Annotated in this window: 20 protein-coding genes; 11 read left to right on the forward strand and 9 right to left on the reverse strand. The window is 51.1% G+C overall.

Going from position 1 to position 21586, the window contains the following annotated elements; genetic code table 11:
* Nucleotides 1-254: 254 nt before the first annotated feature.
* The 3 genes from ACFS7Z_RS25870 (at nucleotide 255) to ACFS7Z_RS25880 (ending at nucleotide 3692) form a co-directional block, all read left to right on the forward strand.
* Nucleotides 255-419 (forward strand): hypothetical protein, encoded by a 165-nt coding sequence (locus ACFS7Z_RS25870; protein WP_377491875.1) that lies wholly within the window; start codon nucleotides 255-257, stop codon nucleotides 417-419.
* Nucleotides 420-757: 338 nt separating this feature from the next.
* A complete protein-coding gene (locus ACFS7Z_RS25875) occupies nucleotides 758-2374 on the forward strand; it encodes a vitamin K epoxide reductase family protein (protein WP_377491879.1) in 1617 nt (538 codons plus the stop codon).
* A complete protein-coding gene (locus tag ACFS7Z_RS25880; protein WP_377491882.1) occupies nucleotides 2346-3692 on the forward strand; it encodes an amylo-alpha-1,6-glucosidase in 1347 nt (448 codons plus the stop codon). Before ACFS7Z_RS25875 ends, ACFS7Z_RS25880 begins: the two co-directional genes overlap by 29 nt.
* Here ACFS7Z_RS25880 and ACFS7Z_RS25885 read toward each other — a convergent pair.
* The 5 genes from ACFS7Z_RS25885 to ACFS7Z_RS25905 all read right to left on the reverse strand — a co-directional run bounded on the left by ACFS7Z_RS25885 (nucleotide 3651) and on the right by ACFS7Z_RS25905 (nucleotide 10612).
* A complete protein-coding gene (locus tag ACFS7Z_RS25885; RefSeq protein WP_377491885.1) occupies nucleotides 3651-4802 on the reverse strand; it encodes an ion channel in 1152 nt (383 codons plus the stop codon). The genes ACFS7Z_RS25880 and ACFS7Z_RS25885 overlap by 42 nt on opposite strands.
* Nucleotides 4803-5462: 660 nt before the next feature.
* Complete coding sequence (locus tag ACFS7Z_RS25890) at nucleotides 5463-6632, reverse strand: alpha/beta hydrolase (protein ID WP_377491888.1); 1170 nt, start codon at nucleotides 6630-6632, stop codon at nucleotides 5463-5465.
* A 209-nt stretch (nucleotides 6633-6841) separates the two neighbouring features.
* A complete protein-coding gene (locus ACFS7Z_RS25895) occupies nucleotides 6842-6976 on the reverse strand; it encodes a hypothetical protein (RefSeq protein ID WP_377491891.1) in 135 nt (44 codons plus the stop codon).
* Nucleotides 6977-7075: 99 nt separating this feature from the next.
* Nucleotides 7076-8458 carry a hypothetical protein gene (locus ACFS7Z_RS25900; protein ID WP_377491894.1) on the reverse strand — a complete coding sequence of 461 codons (1383 nt, stop codon included), beginning with the start codon at nucleotides 8456-8458 and terminating at the stop codon, nucleotides 7076-7078.
* A gap of 30 nt (nucleotides 8459-8488) precedes the next feature.
* The gene (locus ACFS7Z_RS25905; RefSeq protein WP_377491897.1) at nucleotides 8489-10612 is read right to left on the reverse strand and encodes a copper-translocating P-type ATPase; all 2124 of its coding nucleotides are present in this window, start codon (nucleotides 10610-10612) and stop codon (nucleotides 8489-8491) included.
* Between the two features lie 352 nt (nucleotides 10613-10964).
* On the opposite strand from ACFS7Z_RS25905, the gene ACFS7Z_RS25910 reads away from it, so the two are divergent.
* The 3 genes from ACFS7Z_RS25910 to ACFS7Z_RS25920 all read left to right on the forward strand — a co-directional run bounded on the left by ACFS7Z_RS25910 (nucleotide 10965) and on the right by ACFS7Z_RS25920 (nucleotide 13073).
* Entirely contained in the window at nucleotides 10965-11597 is a 633-nt protein-coding gene (locus ACFS7Z_RS25910) for a DUF2911 domain-containing protein (protein ID WP_377491900.1), read from the forward strand.
* A 687-nt stretch (nucleotides 11598-12284) separates the two neighbouring features.
* On the forward strand, nucleotides 12285-12560 hold the full coding sequence (locus ACFS7Z_RS25915) for a hypothetical protein (protein WP_377491902.1): 276 nt from the start codon (nucleotides 12285-12287) through the stop codon (nucleotides 12558-12560).
* 57 nt (nucleotides 12561-12617) lie between these two features.
* A complete protein-coding gene (locus ACFS7Z_RS25920) occupies nucleotides 12618-13073 on the forward strand; it encodes a hypothetical protein (protein WP_377491905.1) in 456 nt (151 codons plus the stop codon).
* A 454-nt stretch (nucleotides 13074-13527) separates the two neighbouring features.
* Here ACFS7Z_RS25920 and ACFS7Z_RS25925 read toward each other — a convergent pair whose 3' ends face one another.
* From ACFS7Z_RS25925 to ACFS7Z_RS25935, 3 genes are all read right to left on the reverse strand, one after another.
* Entirely contained in the window at nucleotides 13528-14100 is a 573-nt protein-coding gene (locus ACFS7Z_RS25925) for a hypothetical protein (RefSeq protein WP_377491908.1), read from the reverse strand.
* Between the two features lie 1100 nt (nucleotides 14101-15200).
* Nucleotides 15201-15920, reverse strand: a complete 720-nt coding sequence (locus ACFS7Z_RS25930; protein ID WP_377491912.1) for a hypothetical protein — start codon at nucleotides 15918-15920, stop codon at nucleotides 15201-15203.
* A 38-nt stretch (nucleotides 15921-15958) separates the two neighbouring features.
* Entirely contained in the window at nucleotides 15959-16648 is a 690-nt protein-coding gene (locus tag ACFS7Z_RS25935; RefSeq protein WP_377491915.1) for a hypothetical protein, read from the reverse strand.
* A 1087-nt stretch (nucleotides 16649-17735) separates the two neighbouring features.
* Here ACFS7Z_RS25935 and ACFS7Z_RS25940 point away from each other — a divergent pair.
* The 5 genes from ACFS7Z_RS25940 to ACFS7Z_RS25960 all read left to right on the forward strand — a co-directional run bounded on the left by ACFS7Z_RS25940 (nucleotide 17736) and on the right by ACFS7Z_RS25960 (nucleotide 21196).
* Complete coding sequence (locus ACFS7Z_RS25940; protein WP_377491934.1) at nucleotides 17736-18149, forward strand: vitamin K epoxide reductase family protein; 414 nt, start codon at nucleotides 17736-17738, stop codon at nucleotides 18147-18149.
* 744 nt (nucleotides 18150-18893) lie between these two features.
* Entirely contained in the window at nucleotides 18894-19448 is a 555-nt protein-coding gene (locus tag ACFS7Z_RS25945) for a GAF domain-containing protein (protein WP_377491918.1), read from the forward strand.
* Nucleotides 19449-19479: 31 nt separating this feature from the next.
* Entirely contained in the window at nucleotides 19480-19881 is a 402-nt protein-coding gene (locus ACFS7Z_RS25950; protein WP_377491922.1) for a hypothetical protein, read from the forward strand.
* Between the two features lie 214 nt (nucleotides 19882-20095).
* On the forward strand, nucleotides 20096-20536 hold the full coding sequence (locus ACFS7Z_RS25955; RefSeq protein WP_377491925.1) for a hypothetical protein: 441 nt from the start codon (nucleotides 20096-20098) through the stop codon (nucleotides 20534-20536).
* Nucleotides 20537-20623: 87 nt separating this feature from the next.
* Nucleotides 20624-21196, forward strand: a complete 573-nt coding sequence (locus ACFS7Z_RS25960; RefSeq protein ID WP_377491928.1) for a heme NO-binding domain-containing protein — start codon at nucleotides 20624-20626, stop codon at nucleotides 21194-21196.
* A 28-nt stretch (nucleotides 21197-21224) separates the two neighbouring features.
* Here ACFS7Z_RS25960 and ACFS7Z_RS25965 read toward each other — a convergent pair whose 3' ends face one another.
* Nucleotides 21225-21413, reverse strand: a complete 189-nt coding sequence (locus ACFS7Z_RS25965) for a hypothetical protein (protein WP_377491931.1) — start codon at nucleotides 21411-21413, stop codon at nucleotides 21225-21227.
* Between the last annotated feature and the right edge of the window lie 173 nt (nucleotides 21414-21586).

Here is a 21586-nt window from a genome sequence, read left to right on the forward strand (position 1 = left end):
TGACCATCTACGCTGACATCACAGACGACGGCATAGACAACCCACAGCGTTACCCGCTCTTCTCAGACGAGATGGAGGGCTACTACTGGGACTACGACAACAACGGCCTGAGAGTGCTGCAGCTCCGTTTCTACGAGGTGCCGACTGTCCTGTAGTCTGCAACGCAATCATATAAAGGTAAAAGAGCCACTACTTCCTATGAGTAGCGGCTCTTCCGTTTTAACATGTTCTAAATCTTATAGCAGCAAAGGCAGATGAAATTCCATAAAGCCGGCGGCTCCTACACGATTTCTGGAAAGGCATGTTTCAGGCTGGCTTTATCCTTCAGGCTACTTTCCTGCTATCTGCTTTGGGACATTGACAGGACGCAGCTGCAGTACTCCACCGGCTTTCCCGTCAGCTTTGATAACCCCCACTAGCCTACCTCTTCCCCTGAATGGTGCCTTCCAGGGCACTATATTCAGGTAATGGATCTCGGCACACCCCCTCCAGCTGGCTGGAAAGGCTGTTTCCCCGATAACTACTGTTATGTAAAGCTGCCATCTTCTTTACACACTTGCTGCAGGCGTTTAAATAATGTTGACAGCCTCTCAAAGAGAGAATTTCCCCTCCCACAAGTGTGCTTGTACAATCTCTTAGCAAAATAGACGCAGTGCTTATGACTAAGCCTGCTTTGTCTAAATATCTGCTGAAAATATCCTGCCTGCTGCCTCTCCGTATAGCAGAACCTGGCGCCCATTCACTAAACCACAGTATAATGGAAGACAAAGAGCACAAGGACAGCAATGGCCGGCACAGCGGCTCCATGGGCATGCGCGGTGTGACCAGACCCATGGCTGAAAAAGAGGTGCGGCAGCACAACGAGAAAATGCACGACGACGGGCATGAAAAACAGGACCAGCACATAAGAGGGGACTATCACCATAATAGCCATCAGCAGGATAAAGGCGGTGGACACAACATGGACATGTCAGAAGAGATGCGCAAGAAGATGCTGCACATGCACCATATGCAGACGCTGTGGGTGTACTGGATGATTATTATCCTGGGTGCCTGGGTGCTGCTCTCGCCTTTTACCTTTGACTACAGCATCGGCACAGTAGAGCCATCAGGTGGCAGGAGCGTGTGGCTCTCGATGGACCAGCGCATTGCCTTCATGAAGTGGAGCGACATCATCAGCGGCGCGCTGCTGGTTTTCTTCGGGTGGCGCGGCCTCACGCCAAACCGGCCCATCAGCCTGTGGGTCTGCTGCTTTGTCGGCATCTGGCTCACCATGGCGCCCATTATCTTCTGGTCCCCTACGGCAGTGGCATACCTAAACGACACCCTGGTGGGCGCGCTCCTCATCGGCCTCACCATCCTCATACCGGGCATGCCCAACATGATTATGTACATGAAGATGGGAACAGACACCCCCCCGGGCTGGAGCTACAACCCCTCAAGTTGGCCGCAGCGCTGGATTATGATGGTGCTGGGCTTTGTCGGATGGCTCGTGTCGCGCTACCTGACGGCTTTCCAGCTGGGCTACATCGACTCGGTGTGGGACCCTTTCTTCGGGCAGCAGAGCGAGCAGGTGCTTAACTCGGCCATGTCACATTCACTGCCTATCTCGGATGCCGGCCTGGGTGCCATTGCCTACACCTTTGAGTTCCTGATGGGCTGGATGGGGGCGCCCACCCGCTGGCGCACTATGCCCTGGATGGTGGCCGTGTTCGGCATCCTGGTCATCCCGCTGGGGCTGGTGCACATCTTCCTTGTCATCAGTCAGCCCGTTATTGTGGGCGCCTGGTGCACCTTCTGCATTTTGGCCGCTGCTATTATGCTGCCCATGATACCATTGGAGGTGGATGAGGTGATTGCCATGATACAGTTTATGAAAAAAAAGCTGAAAGAAGGGGAGAAGGGGTTCTGGAAGCTTTTCTGGGAAGGCGGCAATATCGAGAGCGACGAAATAGACAATGCGCCTGACATGATGGAGTTCCCGCAAAAGCCGGGGCAGGTATACAGCGCCTCCATCTGGGGCGTGAGCTTTCCGTGGAGCCTGTCTCTTGCGACGCTGCTGGGCGTGCTTCTGGTGGCGGCACCGGGCATGTTCGGCGTGGGCATTCAGGAGACGGTGGCCGATATTTTCCACCTGAGCGGTTCACTCATTGTGGTGGTGGCAGTTATCAGCATGGGAGAGCCGCTGCGCATCTGCCGCTATTTCAACATTCTGCTCGGTCTGGCGGTGGCGGCGGCACCGTGGTTTTTAAGCAACAGCCCCCTTGGTTTAAGTATAACAGGTGTGTTGCTGGGCCTTGCGGTGGCGGCACTGGCTATTCCTTTGGGTCCTAAAACACAGCGCTATGCAGGATGGGATATCTACATCAAATAAAAAGGTGCAGCCTGATGAAAAGCAGGTGCTCTCTGATGAGGAGATAAAGACGCAGGCACGGGAGGTGCTCTACAAGAACATGGTGAGTGGGCAGAAGGGTGGCTTTGACTACCATTTCACGAAGCCTTCCCCGGACACTTACCCTTTTCAGTACTTCTGGGACACCTGCTTCCACATCTTCACGCTCACCGCCCTTGGAGAGGTCGATATGGCCAAAAAGCACGTGCGCAGCCTCTTTGGGATGCAGCGCCCGGATGGGTTCGTGGGCCACATGAACTACTGGAAACGCCTGTGGCCAGCCCGCGTCACCGACCTCCTGCAGCTCAGGCCCCGCGACGTTCTGCAACTCTACAGGCCGCACATGTCAGCCCTGGTGCAGCCACCGATTGCGGCGCAGGCCGTGCTCCGGATTTACCAGCACGGCCAGGACCTTTCCTTTGTCAGGGAACTGCTGCCAAAGCTCAAGAGGTATTACCGGTGGCTGGCGGAGAACCGGGACTTTGAGGGGGAGGGCCTCCTGTCCATCATCACCCCCTTCGAGTCGGGCATGGACTGGAAGGCCAGCTACGACCCCTTGCTCCGCTACGAAGGAGGCAAGGCAGGCCCACTGCTGTTCTGGAAAGTGCTGCAGGTAGACGCGCACAACTTCCTGAAAGGCTACAACCTGCAGGCCATCTACAAAAGCAACAGGTTTATTGTCAAGGACGCTGCTTTCAACACCATCTATGCGCAGAACCTGGAAGCAATGGCTGCGTTGTGCCGGGTGGCGGGAGATGAGGAGGAACAGCGTTATCTGGACCAGGCAAAACAGACAGCGGAAAGTGTGTTCCGCTACATGTACGATGAAGAGGATGCTGCTTTCTACGACCTCTACGGGCACCAGTTCCGCAAACTGAGGGTGCGCACCGGCACCATCTTTTTCCCGGTGGCGCTCAAAAGCGTGCCGGACGAGGTGTGCCGGCGGGTGCTGGAAAGGCACCTGCTGCACCCGGATGGCTTCCACGTACCCAATCCGGTTCCCTCGCTGGCCACAGACGAGCCAGCCTTCAACCCGGACGGCTCCCTTTACATCTGGCGCGGCCCCACCTGGGTAGTGTTCAATTGGTTTATGCAGGGCTACCTGCTGGAGAAGGGGTATGAAGAGGAGGCAAACGAATTGCTGCTCAGCGTCAAGCGGCTCATTACCCAAAGCGGCTTCAGGGAGTACTATAACCCCTTCACAGGTGAGGGGAACGGGGCCAAAGACTTTACCTGGTCCGGGCTGGTGGTGGACATGCTAAACAGGCAGCAGGAAGAGGACAAAAAGGCCGGGAGGTAGGGACAAGTAGCACCCGGCTACCTGCCGGAAAGGGCCTCTTTCACTTTCTCCTTTTGATAAAGTTAAAAAAACAGCAGCGGGGCAGAAAGCTACTGCCCTGGTTGGTACCACCTCTTTCCACGACCAGCCGTCCATCTCCAGCAGCACTGTAAGCAGCTTGCGTCGCTCCCGTAGGTCCTGTTCAAAATATTGCTTAACAGCCTCCTTATCCTTCAGCGGAACTTCCGTCTCCTCCAGTTGCCTGAGGTCCGGAACAGGAGCCTCTTCGTTTGGTGAGGCGTTCTTGAGAAAATTTCCTTTCACTACCTCCAGGTAAGCGTGCAATGTGGTCTGGAGCATCGACATCTTGAGTTCATCCATGGCTACATCCTTCGGCACGGCGTTTTCCAGCAGCTGACATGCCTCATCCAGCACCACAATGGCCGGGGTAATGGACAGCTTCGGCTGGCTGTTGTGAAAGTAGTGGATAACGGGGTAGGAGTGGTGGTTCATCGTATGCTTCATCAGCATCTGGCACAGGTCCGATGTGTTGTCAAAAAAGGAGGAGAAATCTTTGCCGTTCCAGCTTTTGATTAGAATCTGCTGCGGGGTCTTGCCCATGCCGCTGATGTACAGGCTTAGTGTGCTTTGCAGGCCCACGGCAGAGAGCACCGGTAAAAAGTAGGTGATGGAGGTGGTAATGAAAACCAGCCCCGAATATGCCGCCACGTCCGTCACGATGCGCCAGAAATCATTCGATGCCACATAATCGCCTATTCCCAGCGTGGAGAGGGTAAACCCCGCATAGTAAAGTTTCTCCAACGTGCCGGCACTGGTTTTCGTGACGCTGTGGACAACGGAGTTCGTGTCGGACAGCAGGGCAACAAACAAGCCGGCCCAGAATCCCGCTATCCAAACCAAAAGGATAGAAACGAGCACAGCAGGACCCGCGTAACCCAGCAGTTTGGACTTTCCTTTCTTACCTGCGGCCAGTAAGAAAGCTTTGTATACCCCTTTCGACACAAAGCTCGTAATCATGCCGCCTCCGTTGGAGGAGAAGGTTGTTTTGATGATATCCAGGGCGGTGAGGGCAAAGAGCAAAAAGCCAAGGCACAGGTAAAGAAGGTTCATATTTATGTGTAGCAACATTGGTTTAGTGTCCTTAACGTACTCCTGTAGCTGAGGTTGGCAGGGCAGTTGAAGGGGATTTAAAGGTGCTGGTTGAGTGTGCTACTGACGGACCTTCAGAAATTGTGTAAGCATTATCAGAAATTATGTAATACTCCGGGCTTCGATCAGGTAAAACAAAGAGTTTTTATCTTAATTTAAACCACGAACACCCTGAACTAAGACTTGATTAACGCATTGGCTGAATGTGCAGCCGCCTGTAACCACTGTGCCGTTTCCTGCCTTGGGTAGGATGATATCAAGATGATGGTGCCTTGCATTAAGCTGGACCTGGACTGCGCCGCCATTTGCAAAGAAGCTTTAGATTATGTATCCCTTGATTCTAGGTATGCAGGCGATGGAATTGCCATGTTTTACTGGAGGCTTTTCTTAGGCAGCCACAGTCTGGTTGTACAGCAAGTGCCTGGTTCTGATACAGGTTGACACAAAGACGACCAAAATGAAGTGCCTCGTCCAACTTTCCCTTTCAGCCTGCCTTTGGAAAGGGATACTGAAAGGGTAGTCTCCCTAAATAGCAGGAGCTGCTCTACTTTTCGGTAAAGCAGCTCCTGCTATTGTTCCTGATAGTCATTGAAGTACTGTCTTCTCCTTTTTCAGAGCTTCCTACTCCATAAACGCCTCTTTGAGTCGCATGGCGGCAAAGTGCTGCGCAGCCACAGCTTCCTCCAGCAGCGCATTCATGCCGAAGAACTCATGCGTCACGCCCCCGTAAACCCTGCGCTCCACGGGCACGCCTGCGGCTTCCAGTTCCTGGGCCAGCACACCTCCCTCATAGCGCAGCGGGTCAATCTCTGCGTTGATGATGGTGGTAGGCGGCAACCCGCTCAGGTCTGCCTCCACCAGGGAAATCAGCGGACGCACCTCTGTCTGCCAGTCTGGTACATATTGGTTAAAGAACCAGCGCATCAGGGCCTTGTTGAGGAACAGGGCGTTCTCATACAACTCATAGGTAGGAGACTCAATATCACCGTCTGCAATAGGGTAGATGGAAACAATATGCTCCGGCATTTGGACTCCCTGCTCTCTGGCCATAATCGCCACAGCCACGGCCAGGTTTCCTCCTGCGCTTTCACCGGCAGTGGCCACCATAGCTGGGTTACCATTTATCTCTGAGGCATGCTGGCGCGCCCACTGGTAAGCGGCAAAGGCATCCTCATGTGCCGCCGGGAACATGTGCTCCGGGGCCTGGCGGTAAGCCACTGACATGACGATGGCCCCGGCTTTCTCAGCAAGCGCACTGGCAGACGCTTCGTAAGTATCTAGGTTAGTTATCACCCAGCCCCCGCCATGGTAGTATACAATAACAGGGAAAGGGCCTGTGCCATTGCGCGGGGTGTAGGTGCGCACCAGCAGCCCTTCTCCTGTACCGTTTGGTATTGTCATGTGCTTGATCATGACCTTCGCCGGCTCCGGGCTGATATCATATTCCCGCAGCAAGTCTACATAGGCGTCTTTAAACGTTGGCTCTTCCCGCGCCTGCTCTGCCGTCAGCATCGGGTAAGGCACCACGTTGTAGCTCTGGAACTGCTCAATAACGGCCAGCATCTGCGGGTCAATGTCCGGGGCCCACTCCGGGTTCGGACCCTTAGGCTGAATTTTGCTTGCTTTGTCCATCGGGTCTTTGCCCGGCAGCACATCTTCAATGTAGTCACAGCTGAACAGAAAGAGCGCCATGAACAGCACCGAAAAAAGCCTGGCGCCCCTTGCTGACAATCTAAGAAGGGTGCTGGCACACAGCACGTCCTTCCTCATTTGAGATAAGTTGTGTTTCATAGATATAAAATTTAGGTTAAAAAAATGCTTAGAGAAAGGTTCCGGAGGGAACGGGGAACAGAATAGTGTGGAGATGTAAAAAAGGTAAAAGAGCGCATACAGGTAAACTATAATAAAAATGAAGTGGCTGCCTTACTGAAGGAGGGCGGTGCAGGTAAGGATAATAAGGGGCGGCTACAGGAGGAGCAGTGCTGCTTCTGTTGAAGTGTTTACGGGACCTCCCATGCTAGGTTCATAAATAACGGAAGCGAGTAGCGTCCGCCGTGCTCGGGGTAAGTGCTACCTTGGATGTAGCGGTAGCAGGTGGCCCTGTCAACGCCCAGTATCTTGGTTACCTCTTTCACTGTCTTGATGCCAAAGCATACCAACTCACAAAATCGGTGTCTGCGCTCGTCCCGGATTGGTCCGCCTGGCTGCCGTGGCGGCCCTAAAGCAGCAAACCGCTACATGCGGGGAACCATCAGCCTTGGGAAGAGACGCAGATAGACCTGGCCGCTGACCGGGAACTCCCCATAGTAAGGGTGCAGCTGGCTACCGGCCCTGAACAGGCTTACCTGTGCCCCCAAATGTACGTTCACAGTACCTATCTCGGTGAGTTGCCTATTAGCTCCTACGGTCAAGGCGTTGACACCTAAGGTTTCATCATGCCCGAAGGCCTCCTCCTCAAATCCCAGCTCCTCTGCCGACTTCTGTACAAACTCGTAGCGCCCGTAAACGGCAAACCTGTCGTTCTGCAGGTTGGACTCCAGCAGGAAGGAGTGCTCCTTGTGATGCGCATCAACATAGTTATAGCCCCAGTTGGCAGAGGCGGTAAAGTAGCGGTTATCACCACTCAGCATGTTGCCGTAGAGCACAGAAGCTGTGGTACGGTACACGTCCTCGTCAGGCTCCGCCACCTCTGGACTCTTCACGAAAGCAGTTGACGCTTGTAAGCTCCAGTTGGTGGACGGATTGTAGGTGAAGCGAACTGCACGGGAGTCGAAGCGGGGCATGTCAAAGTTATATCGCTCCTCGTCTGGCTCCCGGCCTGTAAAGGAGGATCCTTCCAGCTTAAAGTTGCGGTAGCGGACTCCCAATGTGGCAACCCCGAAGGAGATATGGGTGGCGTCCTGCCAGTGATGGCCCAGTGGCGAATCAGGATTATTGAGCGCCGACGGGCGGTGCATGAAAGCTACGTTGCTCAGGGCTGGCTCACCGGGGTAGCCCAGGTACACAAACACGTCTGCCTCCTCCGATAGCATGTGCGTGTACCCAACGGACAGCTCACTGAACAGGTCGTGCGGGTGCTGGCGGTCTATCAGCGGGGAGCCTTCAAAGGTTTCCCCCGTCTGGAAAAGCAGTGGATAGCCGTTGCTGCCCACCGTGAGCGGGTCCAGGGATATCATGCCGCTGAATCGGAGTAACCCCCTGTTCCCTATAAAGCGCTGCCCCATCAGCATAAACCAGTTCGGAGCGTCAAACTGGCTGTCGCCCCTTTCGCCCACCTCAAAAACGTCTTGCTTGTTATAGCGCAGAAAAAGGTTGTAGTGCAGCATCAGCATCCAGTTGCCCCGGTGGAACATATTGCCGTACATGGGTGAGGCATCAGGAAGCCAGCCTGTGCCGGAGGCATTGCGGCTCATAGGCAGGTTACGGGAGAAGGCATGGGACATGGGCATCTGCATCGTCCCGTGCTGCATGCCCATGTGCTGCGAATGGTCCTGCTGCCCCATCTGATGGGTGACCGTGTCTTTGGGCTGCTGCTGGTGCCCCTGGTGCTGCGCTGTAGCTGGAAGCGCTAAAACGGCTGTGGCCAAGAAGCACAGGAAGGTTATGGTTGTTTTCATAGGTTGTGGTAGATGCTGTTTTTGTATAAATTATTTTATCTGCCTTCGCAGCAGCTGCGCGTTGACGGCGACAATAACAGTACTCAGGCTCATCAGCGCGGCACCGACAGCCGGGGAGATCATGACGCCCTGGTTGTATAGTACGCCTGCTGCCAGCGGAAGTGCTATAATATTATATCCTGTGGCCCAGATAAGGTTCTGAATCATCTTACGGTAGGTGGCTTTTCCGAAGAGGATGAGGGAGGCGATGTCCTGCGGGTTGCTGTTGACCAGGATGATATCGGCTGTCTCTGCCGCCACGTCTGTGCCGGAGCCTACGGCGATGCCTACATCAGCCTGGGCAAGGGCAGGGGCGTCGTTCACGCCGTCTCCTGTCATGGCCACAAACTCGCCCTGTTGCTGCAGTTCCTTCACCTTCTCCTGCTTCTGGTGCGGCAGCACGTTGGCCAGGTAGCCGTCCATGCCCAGCTTGTCGCTGACGCTTTGGGCCACGCGCTCATTGTCCCCGGTCAGCAGCAGGTTTTTGATGCCGTTCGCCTTCAGTACCTGGATGGCGCCGGCAGACTCAGGGCGTATCTGGTCCCGGAGCGTGATATAGCCTGCCACCTGCCGGTCTACCAGCACATATACCACCGTTTCTACGCCCTCCTCCGCCTGGCTCTGGGGCACCTGCACATTGTATTCTTTGATGTAGTTCGGGCCAACCACCTTCACGTCGTGTCCCGCTACCGTGCCTTCCAACCCTTTGCCGGGCAGGTAGTTAAAATTTTCGGAGACAGGTACTGTGATACCTTCCGCCTTCGCTTTTTTGAGGATACCCTGCGAGATATAATGCTCTGAGTGTTGCTCTACGCCAGCTGCCCATCCAAGCAATTCCCGTTCGTTTATAGTCTGCTGAAACACCACTACCTGCGCTACCTCATGGGAGCCTTGGGTAAGGGTACCGGTCTTGTCGAAGATGATGGTGGTGATGTTGCGGGAGTTTTCGAAAGCAGTTCGGTTTCGGATGAGCAGGCCGTTGTTTGCCGACACGGCTGTAGAGATAGCCACCACCAGCGGAATGGCCAGGCCAAGGGCATGCGGGCAGGAGATAACCATTACTGTTACCATGCGCTCCAGGGCAAAGTCCAGTTCGGCTCCAGCCAGAAGCCAGGCAGCCAAAGTGCCGAAGCCTGCCGTCAGCGCCAGGTAAGCCAGCCATTTGGCAGCTTTGTCAGCGAGGCGCTGCGTCTCTGATTTTGTCTTCTGCGCCTCCTGCACCAGGTGAATCACCTTGTTCAGGTAACTGTCCTTGCCGGTGCTCTCCACGCGCACCTGCAGGGAGCCGTTGCCGTTAATGGAGCCACCGATTACCTTGTCGTCTTTGTCTTTCTGCACCGGCTTGCTCTCGCCCGTCAGCATGCTCTCGTTCAGGTAGCTTTCCCCCTGCACTACCACTCCATCGGCAGGTACTTTCTCACCCGGCTTTACCAGGATGATGTCTCCCTGCTTCAGCTCCTCCACCCTTACTGTTACTGGCTGCCCGTTCCGAATCACCTGCGCTTCGGCAGGCATCATGCTTACCAGCAGCTCCAGCGCTTTAGAGGCACCCAGCAATGACTTCATCTCTATCCAATGCCCCAGCAGCATCACCACTATCAGCGTGGCCAGCTCCCAAAAGAAGTCCATGCCTTCCAAGCCAAAAGTGACGGCCGTGCTGTAGAGGTAAGCCACGGTGATGGCCACGCCAATAAGCGTCATCATACCCGGAGCGCCTTTCTTTACCTCCTCCGCCAGCCCCGTGAGGAAAGGCCATCCGCCATAGAAGAAAATGATGCTGGAAAGAATAAAGGCGATGTACATGCTGTAGGGCACATCGAGCGAGTACCCGAGAATGTGCTGCACCATCGGGCTGAGCACAATCACCGGTGCCGACAGCACAAGCGAAATCCAAAAGCGCCTTTTGAAGTCTTCAATCATCATGCGGTGGTGGTCGTGCCCATGTCCGCCATGTCCCACATGCTCCCCGTGAGGCGGTGGGGTTCCTTTACCGTGTGGCATGGCTTCCCTGTGACCATGCAGCGCTTTCTCCTCCAGCTGCAGCTTTTCCTTTCCAGCCTTGCTTTTCTCCTGTGACTTTGCAGGCTGGTGGTGGTGTTCCTGATGTTCCTTCATGGCTTGAGACTCTTGGTTCAGGTTCTGCAGAATAAGTAAATCATTAGCGGCAACACTACAATCTATACGATTTAGCTGCACCACTGTGATTGCTTGTCCTGCTTTTGTTGAAGCAAATTAGAAGGAATACGTCAAGATTCTGTTACACATTTCCGGGTAGTTGTTACATGTTTAACTGCTTGACGATGTGCAGCAGTATGTCATGGCAGAAGAAGAGAGAACCGCCGGCATCTGTTTTATAGGAACAAACTGCCTCTGCTGGCTGAACATGACCATAAGCGCTTTTAAAATTGCCGGTTTAGATGTTATTTCGCTGGAACAAAAGACTTTTACACATCGAGATAAACCTTATATGACAATCAAATTACGCAGCGGCCTCTTCGCTGTTGCCCTTAGTGTTACACTTGCTTCCTGCAGCGAGCAGGTAGCAGAGCAGGAAGCTCCGGAACAGGAAAACCACCATGCCACCGCACATGAGGCAGAGGCGCAGGATGGAGCATTGGCCATACAGGCACAGTCCGAGCCTGATACCCTGAAGGGCAGCTTGAAAGCCGAGGCGCACGGAATGATAGGGCCTGCCCATTTAACGGTTGCCTACCATTCTCCTGCTGTGCGCGGCAGGGTGATCTGGGGTGGCCTGGTGGCCAACAGCCAGGTGTGGGTAACAGGGGCGCACTCGGCTACCAGCCTGCAGACGGACCAGCCAATTACGATAGGAGGACAGCCGCTGCCGGCAGGGAAATATGCGCTGTTCACCATTCCGGGGGAGAAGGAGTGGACTGTCATTATCAACAAGAACTGGGAGCAGCACCTGGCAGATGACTATTCGGAAGCAGAAGACGTGGTTCGCTTCACGGTAAAGCCAGAAACTGTGGAGCAGCACCAGGAGCGGCTGCGTTATGAAATCGTACCCCAAAGTGATGAGCAGGGGGCTGTTGTCATGACATGGGACAAGCTGAAGCTGACGCTTCCGGTGGGCGTTTAGGCTAAAAAAGCCCTATTGTGCGCTCCGGCACGATCTATCTTGCTGCTGATAATCCTGCTCTTACAAAACAGGTTGTGGTATTGACAGGCTAAATTTTCTTAACAAATAGGCGTTTGCAGAAACAGAACCTGCAATGGAGTGGAGGGGCAGTGCTGCGGCAGTAACCTGGGCAGAAAGCTCATCAGCTCACACCCTGTTTTCCTAAACAACCTATTTGAGCTGCGCGAAGCATGCAGAGCCAATTTGCCTGTATGGCACCTATACCTTTTTGCTTCTTCTAATTATCATGGAGTAGCATTTTGGCTATAACAAGGAATGCTCCTAATTATGAGGGGCTTTCCTCTTTATATAACGAGCTTTATGTTTAGCAGGAACGTCTGAAAAGTTAGTACAACAAACTAAATTTGATGTTTTCATGGCAATTCGCTTTTAATTCTATTCAGTTATTGCCTGTTTCCTCTACTTTACAATGGTCCGGTTTTCTAGGGTACTAATCGCTGTCCGAGGAGAAGGGCTGGGTGGACTCCCTGTTTATGAGCGGTTACATGCGCGACAGCCTTACGCTGGAGCAGTACCGGTTGTGGAGTGAAACAGGGGAGTAGTGCTAAATATATCTAGAGCTCCTGAAGGCAGAAGGATTCGGAGCTCATAAAAATCACTTCCTTTTCCCTTTTTATAAATCATGAGTTGCGAAGAACTTCACCCCAGGCACCTGCAGAGCAGGGCATGGCAAGAGGTTTCCAACAGCCACTCACCCTGCAGGACAAAGAACAGAAAATGAACCTGCTGCTCACCAGTCACCAACAGGAGGAGCAGGCAAAGAAAGACCTCGAGAACAAAGTGAAAGACCTGGAGCAGGCGATGATGGAAAGGAGCAACACACCAGAAGCACCGGAACCGGAAGAAACTCCCGTAACTGAAGAAGAGAAACCGTGTGGGTGGTGGTCCCGGCTTTTCTCCTAATGAGATTTGAGTTTTGTGTAGTAATTCTGTAACATTAAATAAAACAAGACCACCCTCATGAAAAAGCTATTCCTATTCCCTGTCCTATTCTTCCTGGTGCTCACCTCCTGCAAAGATGATGAAGGGGACCCGGCACCGTTAACAGTAAGCGAGCAGATAAAGGGTACATGGGTTACTACAAAAGAGGAGTCCAGGTATTATGATGCATCTGGCCAGGTAGTGCATGAAGAGACACACCAAACTGAAACCGTGCTCAATTTCGATGGCGCAAAGGTTACTACTACCTATGCCTCAGGAGGCAGCGGTATGCTCGGTACCTATACTATCTCCAAGAGAGGGGGGAAAGACTACATCACTCTGGTAAATGGAAGTTCCTCAGCGGAATTTGAGATAACAGCCATATCCGGCACTTCCATGAGATGGAGCGCAGAGAAAGACAATGCACCGTACTTTGACAACGGCCTGAAGACAGCGGATCATGCTGTGACTACCATTGACTACTCAAAGAAGTAAGGCTTTCTTTCCCCTTTTGTAAGTGTGAGTTGCGAATACTTAGCCCCAGGCCATAGGCATGGCAAGAGGTTTTTGTGCTACAAAAACACATCTTCACAATAGAATTTCCAATTCTCATAGTTTTGATGCTACCCAACGTTTAACAGCTTTAAGATGTAAGGAAATTTAGAAAACTTCAGCTTCAACTATCTCTTGTTGTTCAATAAAGTTAATAGGTTCAACCCATGTTATTCAGCCCCTTGTTTCTTAAAGCTGCTGTTGTGCGTTTGCTTTGGTTAGCGGCTATATAAATCTACAACATACCTTTTGGTATAAGAGCCGAGAAGGTTGTCAACGTTCTGCAGTCTTACCTTTTTCAATCTTGATAATATCCATTCCTTTTAGCGATACATTTTTCCTGTGGCATCATCCGCTTAAAGTTGTTTTTAAATTGCTGCCACTGTTACTGTAATGCTCATTCACTTGTATGATTAGTAACTTCTTTTCTTTTCCCCCACAGGAAAAAACCAGCTTTTATGCCTATGTAACTAAAATTAACACCTTGTGCCTTTCTAATAAGATTTAACTCCACAGCAGCCCTGAAATGTCCGACTTCTATACCGCCCCGGGGAGTAACGCCGAAACTTGTCGCTCCATAGGTGTTAGAGCTTGATGATGAAGATGTAGGGGTGTTTGTAGGAACCCAGAATGCACCTGCACCTAAACCTACAAAGGGTCTTACCCTATTCACGTTAAAGAAGTAATCAGTAGTCAACGTAATAGATGACATAACATCAAACCAGCCGGAAAAGTATGCAGGGTGTATGCCGTTTAAATCCAGCAGGCGCAGGCCAATGGTTATATGGTCATTGGGAGAGTACTTGGGCTCTAAGGCCAAGATGCGGGAACTCGTCATATCCGAACCTAGCGGAAGACCGTAACCTAATGCAAAATCCAGCTTGAACGGGCGAAAAGTCCTTGTTGCGTTTTGCGCCTTTGCACTTGTAAGCACGATCGTTAACAGGAGAAATAAGGTCGTCTTTTTCATATTGAATTTATGGTTTACGGTTCCGTTGTTAGGTATCTGTCAATACTACAGTCAATATCAGCTAAATTGTTTAGCCCGGCTGTTTAGTTGATGTAGTACCGGATAAAGGCTTATAAAAATAACTTATGTCCGCAGACTTGCCACTCGTTTTTTCAAGGTTCTTTCACAACAAAGGTTACGCTGTCTTTTGTCTGTATTTGATCGTACTCTCAATATAAGGGATCATGTCAAACAAAATTCCCTTTGGGTAATTTTCTCATTTTTACGGCAGCGATCATTGCTGAGATTGTTGCCGGCGTTGCGTCACCGTTTGCCTTCGCCGTATTCCAATTCATTTTGTTACCACCAGCATTTACAAAGTCACGCACAAGTGCATATAAACGTATGTTAACGCATATCCACGAGTTGACGTGCATTGGAATCATGGATAGACAACAAGAGATAGAAGAACTGGTTTCAATGCTTCACGACTTTGAGATAAAGAGCGTAAGCAAAGACGTGGAAGCTTTGACCTTGAAGTTTGAGATTCCTTGGGGCAAGTATGGACTCCTGCCGTGTTTCAATATCATATTAAAGTTGAGCTGTCAGGGTGTAGGAATTTACTGTGAGAATACTTTCTGTTCAAAGACAATGAAGCCAACAAATTGAGGCCTGTTGCACTTCGAGAAACCGAGAAAAGAATAACAAGCGACTCTCAGACAATGGAGAAACTGAGGTTTGAAGTCCAAAGCTATACCTATACCCAACCAGATACTTTTGTGCTTCACTGCAATAGTTCGAAAGGAATTGCTGGTGGCGAATTGACTTTAACAGCAACGGACTACCGAATTTTTGATTGCAATGATGAACCTCTAACACTTAACTAGGTGAAGCAATGTGCTATTGAGTGGTGGGGCAGGATTCAGGAAATGTGGGACGAGCAGAAAAAATAAAAACAACGAAACGCCAACAAAGCACATGTGTAAAGCTGCGGCTACGCCTTGCTCACCTCATGTACAAGACCGTTACTCTTGCTTAACATAATTGAGCTTATAGACTAAAAATAAGAAAAAGCTCCTTGGAATGAGGAGCCTTCCTTGTTACTTGAAGTACTGTGTTGCTTATTTATCATCCATCAGCTTGATGGCGCTGCGCAGGCTGTCCCTCAGGTCCTTTGCCAGCTCCTGGTTACCGTCTGTGTCCTTTGGGCTTATCTCTATCCTGCCGTCGCCGTTGCCGTCCCTGGCTGCAGACAGGTCAACTCCTGATGCGGTACCTAGGAGGGTGCTTATCTTGTAGTCTATGGTCAGCGCCTGGTCATGGCCGTTCACCACCAGGTCCTGGTTAGCATCCGCGAAGTCCACGTCAAACTCCTCGTCCATGTCATGCCAGAACTCAAAGGGCACACCGTCTACATTGCCGGCCATCAGAACGGCTTTGTCCAGCATAACTCCGCTGGTGCCCTTGTGGGTCTTGAATCCAACCTGCTCATAAACGGCATTAGGTAGCACCACGGTGGCGGCTATCGCACTCAGCGAGCCATTTGGGTTAAGCAGGTCAAGCTCAAAGGGGCCTTTCAGCTTGACGTCTTTGACGGAAACCTCTGTGGCAGACCTGGCGTCGGCTTTGTCAAACTCAAACTCCACCTCCTTCATGTTTATCCGGAAGTCTGTCAGTACAATCCGACCCTGCTGGCTTTCCGCGGCAGTAAGGGGGGAGGCAGTTGCCTCAACAGCGACGTTTGCGCTGGTGCGCTCTACCTCTTCTGTCTCACAGGAAGAGAGAAGAAGATAACCTGCCACTAAAATGGCGGAATGCTTAACGGGAGAAATCAATTTCATGTAGTTTATAAATGTAGTTTGTTAAAATGACTGCTGTACTAATCTTCTATTTCCACCTCCGTTGCCAGGTCCAGTCCATCAGCCACCTCTTCAAAGATATCGGTGTTGTGGGTCGAGCTGATGAAGATGATACCCTGCGCGTTCTTTGTTGCTGTTAAGAACTCTTCTGAGGAGACACCGGCAAACCAGGAAATGGGGTTGAATGTCACCTGGGCCACTGCGCTCTGCCCCTCGGCAAAGGTGACAGTGCCCTCTCTCTCCACCTCAAACTCCTCTCCTGAGTTGAACTCGAAACGTACCGGGTGGGCCTGCCCCAGCGCATCGGTGAAGGTGCCGCTGAGCACAATGGCGGGCTGGCTGCCTTTATCCTGAAGCTCCATCTCCACCTCTATCTCCTCATAGGTCCCCGGGCGGATAGCAACGGCACTGATGTCAGGAGAGGTGGCGCCGGTGGCAAAGTCTATCCGCACGTCCTGCTCCAGCTCAAATTCCACCTCCAGGGAGTCAGCCTCGCCCTCTGCCTCAAACTGAACCTTACTCAGTGTAATAGTTCCGGAACTGAAGGACAGACTATTGGTGGAGGCTACCCTGCCGCTCACCGGGACGGCTGCTGTAACGGTGTTAAAGCTGAGGCCAACCTGGGGCTGTGGCGCTGCGGTCTCTTCCTCCCCGCAGGCAAGCATGCCAAGTGACAGGGAAGCAATCAATAATAAGGATGAAGCTTTCATAGGAAAGATATGTTAAGGTTTATTTACCTGCCAAATATCTGGCAGGAACATGAAGATAGGATGAAGAATCATATATCCAATATATATTATTTTGTTAATCTTTATTCTACCCTTTGGAAGCTATCAAGAAAGAGGGCAGGCGGACCCAGAAGCACACAAACGGCACTCCTGTTAATGCTGCCAAAGATTATTACTTTAAATATCTTATATTTAAAGTGCAAATTTTAACTATGTAGAAAGGCTGCCTAATAAGGGCAGCCTTTCCTTTTACTAAGCTAAAGTCCGCAGGGGCTATTTATGATAGAAAGAGCTGGAGGGTCCTGTACGAAGTAGTGGAAGAGTTCAAAAGCAGCATAGCACAGCCAGCGGATTTTAACTCAAGCCGGAAAGGGCTTAACTTGCTCTACGAGCGGCAGGGGCGTTTTTCTAATCGCTTAACCATTTGAAACTGAAAAGCCAGGCAGCGCGTAGGCACCACCTGGCTTTTGAATACACGGATAGCTAAAACTTTATACCAGCTTAACGCCGCCGCCTGCTGTTTATTTCGACACTGTTATGTGTTCCTGGGTACTAGCGAAAATACTTTGATGGCTTTAAAGGAAACGGTTACTTTCATAATCCAGAGACTTTTGCCATAGTAGTAAAACCGGCCTTTTGGTTTAGGAGAGATAGGAAGTAAACCAAAAACCCACCCGGTTAGGAGTGGCTTTCGTACTTTATGATGTGAAAAAAAGGAATATGCTATCTGTATGCTTTCTTTCATACATTTTACTGGTGATTGATCTGTCTTGTCCTGAGGTATAGGTTGACACGTAGACGACCAAAATGAAGTGCCTCGTCCTGAAGAAGTTGACAGTTTTTCTACTTTAATTCTTCATCTAGTTTACACATGATACTTCATCCTGCAGGACCTTTTTCAATTCGGCAGACTCTTTGAAGTTTTGCAACATTGCAACCGGAAACAGGACACAAAGGACGAAAGAGCGTACCTGAAAGATAAAACCACTAAAAAAGCTATGGGAAAAAGAAATCAGGAATTGACAAGGTCAGAAAAGACAAAAGTACAGAAGCAGCGCTTCGAAGAAGTATAGCGGCTTCGGCAGCGGTAGGGCTGGCAGACTTCAGTCTCATATCCTTGCTGCAAATGGGTTATTTCAAAAAGCTTCCTGACTTTCCGGGGAAGGTATTCAACACCGTGAAGGTGAACACCTCGAAAGATGCAGTGATGATGGGAATACCCGACGGTGTTATCAGCCTGGGAGGCTATGCGCTCACCATGCTGCTTGCCGTAGCAGGTTCCCGGTTTAAGAAGCAGTCCCGCCTGCTTGACCTGGCCCTGGGTGCTGTGGTGCTGGGCCAGGCGGCCGGTGCGGCGCAGTACCTCTACAAGATGGCTTTCGTGCAGAAGAGAATATGCGTTTATTGTGTGGCAGGAGCCGCCATCAATTTCGCTTCGCTCAAGCCTGCCTATCACCTTATCCGGAAGGAGGTGTCTGCCTGAGTTGCTTTGGTGAAGCTGCAGTTGTCATAACGCTTGCAATGCCGTGATACGCTTTTCTTCGTGAGCTCAGACAGCTGTCAGGCGCTTGAGGTAAGGGCTGAGTTAGCGTTCCACAGGCGTTGGCATCATTTTCCAAGAAGTTGGGCTCTTAAAACAGATAGTCTACCAAATTGCACTAGCTTTCACAGGTTCGGGAGAGTAAACTGCAGAGGAACAAGCTTTCCGAACCGCATTGTAAATGCTATGAAAACAACTCCGGAGGCACTGTCTGTTAAAAGCGGTGCCTCTTTGGCTTCCAAATCTCTAAGCCAAAGCCGTCTCCCGTAGGAGGTCCTATCTGGTAGTCCATTGTACTCCCTGCCGTGCGTGGGGAAACCTTTGCACCGACAGCTTCAATAGAGGCTAAATACCCGCTTTCCCCACCTGTTTTCTTTTTTTGAAATGACGCTGCATCCTTAGGATTCCTAATATGCTTCAACTATTTCCGAGCAAGTCATTTGTGCTGCAAACATCGGGTGCTACCCTCCCTTGCCCATACTTAGTCTACTACTGCCCGTACTGCTCCTGCATGGGTGATATCGCAGGACCATGCAGGACTTCGGCTGGTACGTAAGGGGAAGAAGGTGGCATTGTTGAACTGCTTCTCTCATTCTGCTACTACAGCAAAATGAAGCGGAGATAAACATAATACTGTTAGCCTTGTTTCAGTACTTTCACTTACCACTTACATTCAACGTTTGCCTGATGTATACCCCCCGGGTTGTAGAGCAGGCATATGTTTCTTTCCTGCTCAGTATGGATAATACTTTTGGAATACCCATCATACCAGAAAATGAGGACGAGCGGCTGGCGAAACTGCGCAGCCTCAACATCTTAAATAAATACGAAGAGGAGGGCCCCTTCAAACACATCGTGTCCATTGCCTCACGCATGTTCGATGTGCCCATAGCACTCGTCAACTTCGTGGACATGGATTATGTGGTAACAAGGGCTGGTGTAGGCATGGATGGGGAAAACAGGATAAGCAGAGGCACCAGCCTGTGCTCGCTTTCCATACTGAGACAGGAGACTACTGTTTTTGAAGATGCCCGTGATAATCCCTGCCTGCTGGCAAACCCGCTGGTGGTAGGAGATTTCGGGCTGCAGTTCTATGCAGGCGCTCCTTTGATAACATCTGATGGCTACAGCATAGGTGCGTTGTGTATTGTTGACAAAGAACCAAGAGAGTTCTCTGAGTCTGACCGGAAGATGCTGGAAAGTCTCGCCTCTGCCGTCATGGACGAGATTGAGAAAAAGTAAAAGGTCACCATTCATACATTCACCAACAGCTTTGAATTCAAAAATTCTAATATCGGAGCCGCACATCACCATATCGTATGACATAGTGGAAGACATCCTGTACGCAGACTGGACAGGTGACCAAACGAATCAGAGCGTGCTGGATGGATGTGAGAAGATGCTGCACTGCCTCAAACTGTACCATGGCAAGATGGTGCTCAACGACAACACCCACGTCACTAGTATATGGGATGACGCCTCTCAGTGGGTGGCGGTGGACTGGTTTCCCCGGATGCACAAGGCAGGTTGCAAGTTATTTGCGTGGGTCTACTCCCCCAATGTGTACAGTAAGCTTTCAGCAGACAAAACCCTGCGCTATGGCGTAAGGGGTGTCCTTGCCACCACCTTCGACAGCAAGGACACCGCTCTGGCTTGGCTGAGGACGATGGGATAAGGGGTTAACTGTGAGGGGTGATATAGCAAGGCTATTTCGCCAGTGTGCTGAAAGCTGCTGACTGTCACAAGTGTCCAAGGCAGGGTCTTTGGAGGGAAACGTCAGGCTTGTTCATCAAGCTTTCCTACCCATGGCACCTTTTTAATAAAGCGGCACGACAGCACGAAAATGCTATCATTAATCTTGTGAAGAGCATGGGAAAATAAACGTACCTTTGAAGTCAACTCTACTCCGTACGCAGATGGTACTCTTTGACAACAGCCTTATCAGGTTGGATTACAACCCGGCTACGGACATCATGGAGGTGGAATACCCCGACCTGCACGATTACCTGCTCTCCGAGATAAAGCGTAGCATCGACACCCTGCTGGATACGGTCAATAACTATGATGTGAAGCAGCTCCTGCTTGACTCTACCAGAACCATCATCTCTGTTGGCGATGTGGAGAGCCGGGAGATTGCCACCTATCTTGCTGCGGGGTTGATGAGAACTCGGGTGCAGAAGGTGGCACGTGTACAGTCACCAAGCGCCACTGTGGAGACAACAGCGCAGAACAATATCAGGCACATCAGCGCAGTGCAGGTGCTGCCGTTCGAGTTGCAGAACTTTAGCAGCAAAGCAATGGCTTTAGAATGGCTGGTGGGTAAATCTTAACTACATTTTCAATTATTCTGTTTGGTGTTTATCTTGCGTCCCGCTACTTATTTACAAGAACAAAGGAGAAGAATAAAAGGATAGGGCATGGAGGATAAGATTACCCACGAGGACAGGATGCATGGCTCTTTTTTCGTCCTGCTCAAACGCTTCGTGGAGAGCCAGTTTGGTTATAGCACGTGGGTGAACCTGCTGGAAGCAGCAGGTATAAAGCAGGCTCCCTACCAGATGGATGAGACATACCCAACCAGCGAAATCGCTGCCATTGTAGGAAAAACTTCCTTACACATGGGAATTTCACCGCACCAGTTGATGGAAAAGTTCGGGGAGTCGCTGGTGCCAGACCTGCTGATGATGTACAAGAAGTATATGCATCCGGAGTGGCGCACTTACGAGATGCTGCTCAACACAGAAGCAGCCATGCACGCTGCCGTCAGGAAAGAGGATAGCAGGATAACCCCGCCGCTGTTGCTGGTGACAAAAAAAGGGAGCAGGCAATTAATTGTCGACTACTACTCCAAGCGCAGGATGGGTGGCGTAGCCGTGGGTATCATAAAGGGCATCGCCAGGCACTACGAGGAAAGCGACAGGGTAGAGGTCACGCTCCTGACGCCAGTGAATGAGGAAAGAGTACAGATAAGAGTGGACTTTGTATTGTAAGGAAGGTGCGTGGCAGCAACTCCATCGGCTACTGGAATTGCTCTGCTTCTGAGCCAACGACACGAAGTATTTTCTCCACCGTCATTGGCTTGGAAAGGAAGGTCACTGCCGAATCCAAACCTGCCCTGTCTACGTTTTTGTAAATCAGGCTACTGCTGTTGAGTACAAGCTTCGTGCTGTTGAAGTCAACAAGGTTCAGCCTATGCAGTTCTTCCATAAAAGTGAGACCGTTCATCACAGGCATCTCAATATCGGAAATGATATGTAATAGTCAAGATATGCTCTGACAGTTGAGGGTTATCTGACAGGCATCTGCCCTAAAGTAGTGTTCCATGAGCCCATGCCGTTGGGCTCATTTTTTTTCTGCACCACCCCTTCGTCTTCGGGTGC

The organism is Pontibacter toksunensis (genome assembly GCF_042686245.1).
GTDB classification, from domain to species: Bacteria; Bacteroidota; Bacteroidia; order Cytophagales; family Hymenobacteraceae; genus Pontibacter; species Pontibacter toksunensis.

Bases quoted from the DNA above. Each gene is read 5' to 3' on its own strand.
- ACFS7Z_RS25870 (WP_377491875.1), top strand. From the start codon at position 255: ATGAAATTCCATAAAGCCGGCGGCTCCTACACGATTTCTGGAAAGGCA.
- ACFS7Z_RS25875 (WP_377491879.1), top strand. From the start codon at position 758: ATGGAAGACAAAGAGCACAAGGACAGCAATGGCCGGCACAGCGGCTCC.
- ACFS7Z_RS25880 (WP_377491882.1), top strand. From the start codon at position 2,346: ATGCAGGATGGGATATCTACATCAAATAAAAAGGTGCAGCCTGATGAA.
- ACFS7Z_RS25885 (WP_377491885.1), bottom strand. From the start codon at position 4,802: ATGAACCTTCTTTACCTGTGCCTTGGCTTTTTGCTCTTTGCCCTCACC.
- ACFS7Z_RS25890 (WP_377491888.1), bottom strand. From the start codon at position 6,632: ATGAAACACAACTTATCTCAAATGAGGAAGGACGTGCTGTGTGCCAGC.
- ACFS7Z_RS25900 (WP_377491894.1), bottom strand. From the start codon at position 8,458: ATGAAAACAACCATAACCTTCCTGTGCTTCTTGGCCACAGCCGTTTTA.
- ACFS7Z_RS25905 (WP_377491897.1), bottom strand. From the start codon at position 10,612: ATGAAGGAACATCAGGAACACCACCACCAGCCTGCAAAGTCACAGGAG.
- ACFS7Z_RS25910 (WP_377491900.1), top strand. From the start codon at position 10,965: ATGACAATCAAATTACGCAGCGGCCTCTTCGCTGTTGCCCTTAGTGTT.
- ACFS7Z_RS25920 (WP_377491905.1), top strand. From the start codon at position 12,618: ATGAAAAAGCTATTCCTATTCCCTGTCCTATTCTTCCTGGTGCTCACC.
- ACFS7Z_RS25925 (WP_377491908.1), bottom strand. From the start codon at position 14,100: ATGAAAAAGACGACCTTATTTCTCCTGTTAACGATCGTGCTTACAAGT.
- ACFS7Z_RS25930 (WP_377491912.1), bottom strand. From the start codon at position 15,920: ATGAAATTGATTTCTCCCGTTAAGCATTCCGCCATTTTAGTGGCAGGT.
- ACFS7Z_RS25935 (WP_377491915.1), bottom strand. From the start codon at position 16,648: ATGAAAGCTTCATCCTTATTATTGATTGCTTCCCTGTCACTTGGCATG.
- ACFS7Z_RS25945 (WP_377491918.1), top strand. From the start codon at position 18,894: ATGTATACCCCCCGGGTTGTAGAGCAGGCATATGTTTCTTTCCTGCTC.
- ACFS7Z_RS25960 (WP_377491928.1), top strand. From the start codon at position 20,624: ATGGAGGATAAGATTACCCACGAGGACAGGATGCATGGCTCTTTTTTC.
- ACFS7Z_RS25965 (WP_377491931.1), bottom strand. From the start codon at position 21,413: ATGGAAGAACTGCATAGGCTGAACCTTGTTGACTTCAACAGCACGAAG.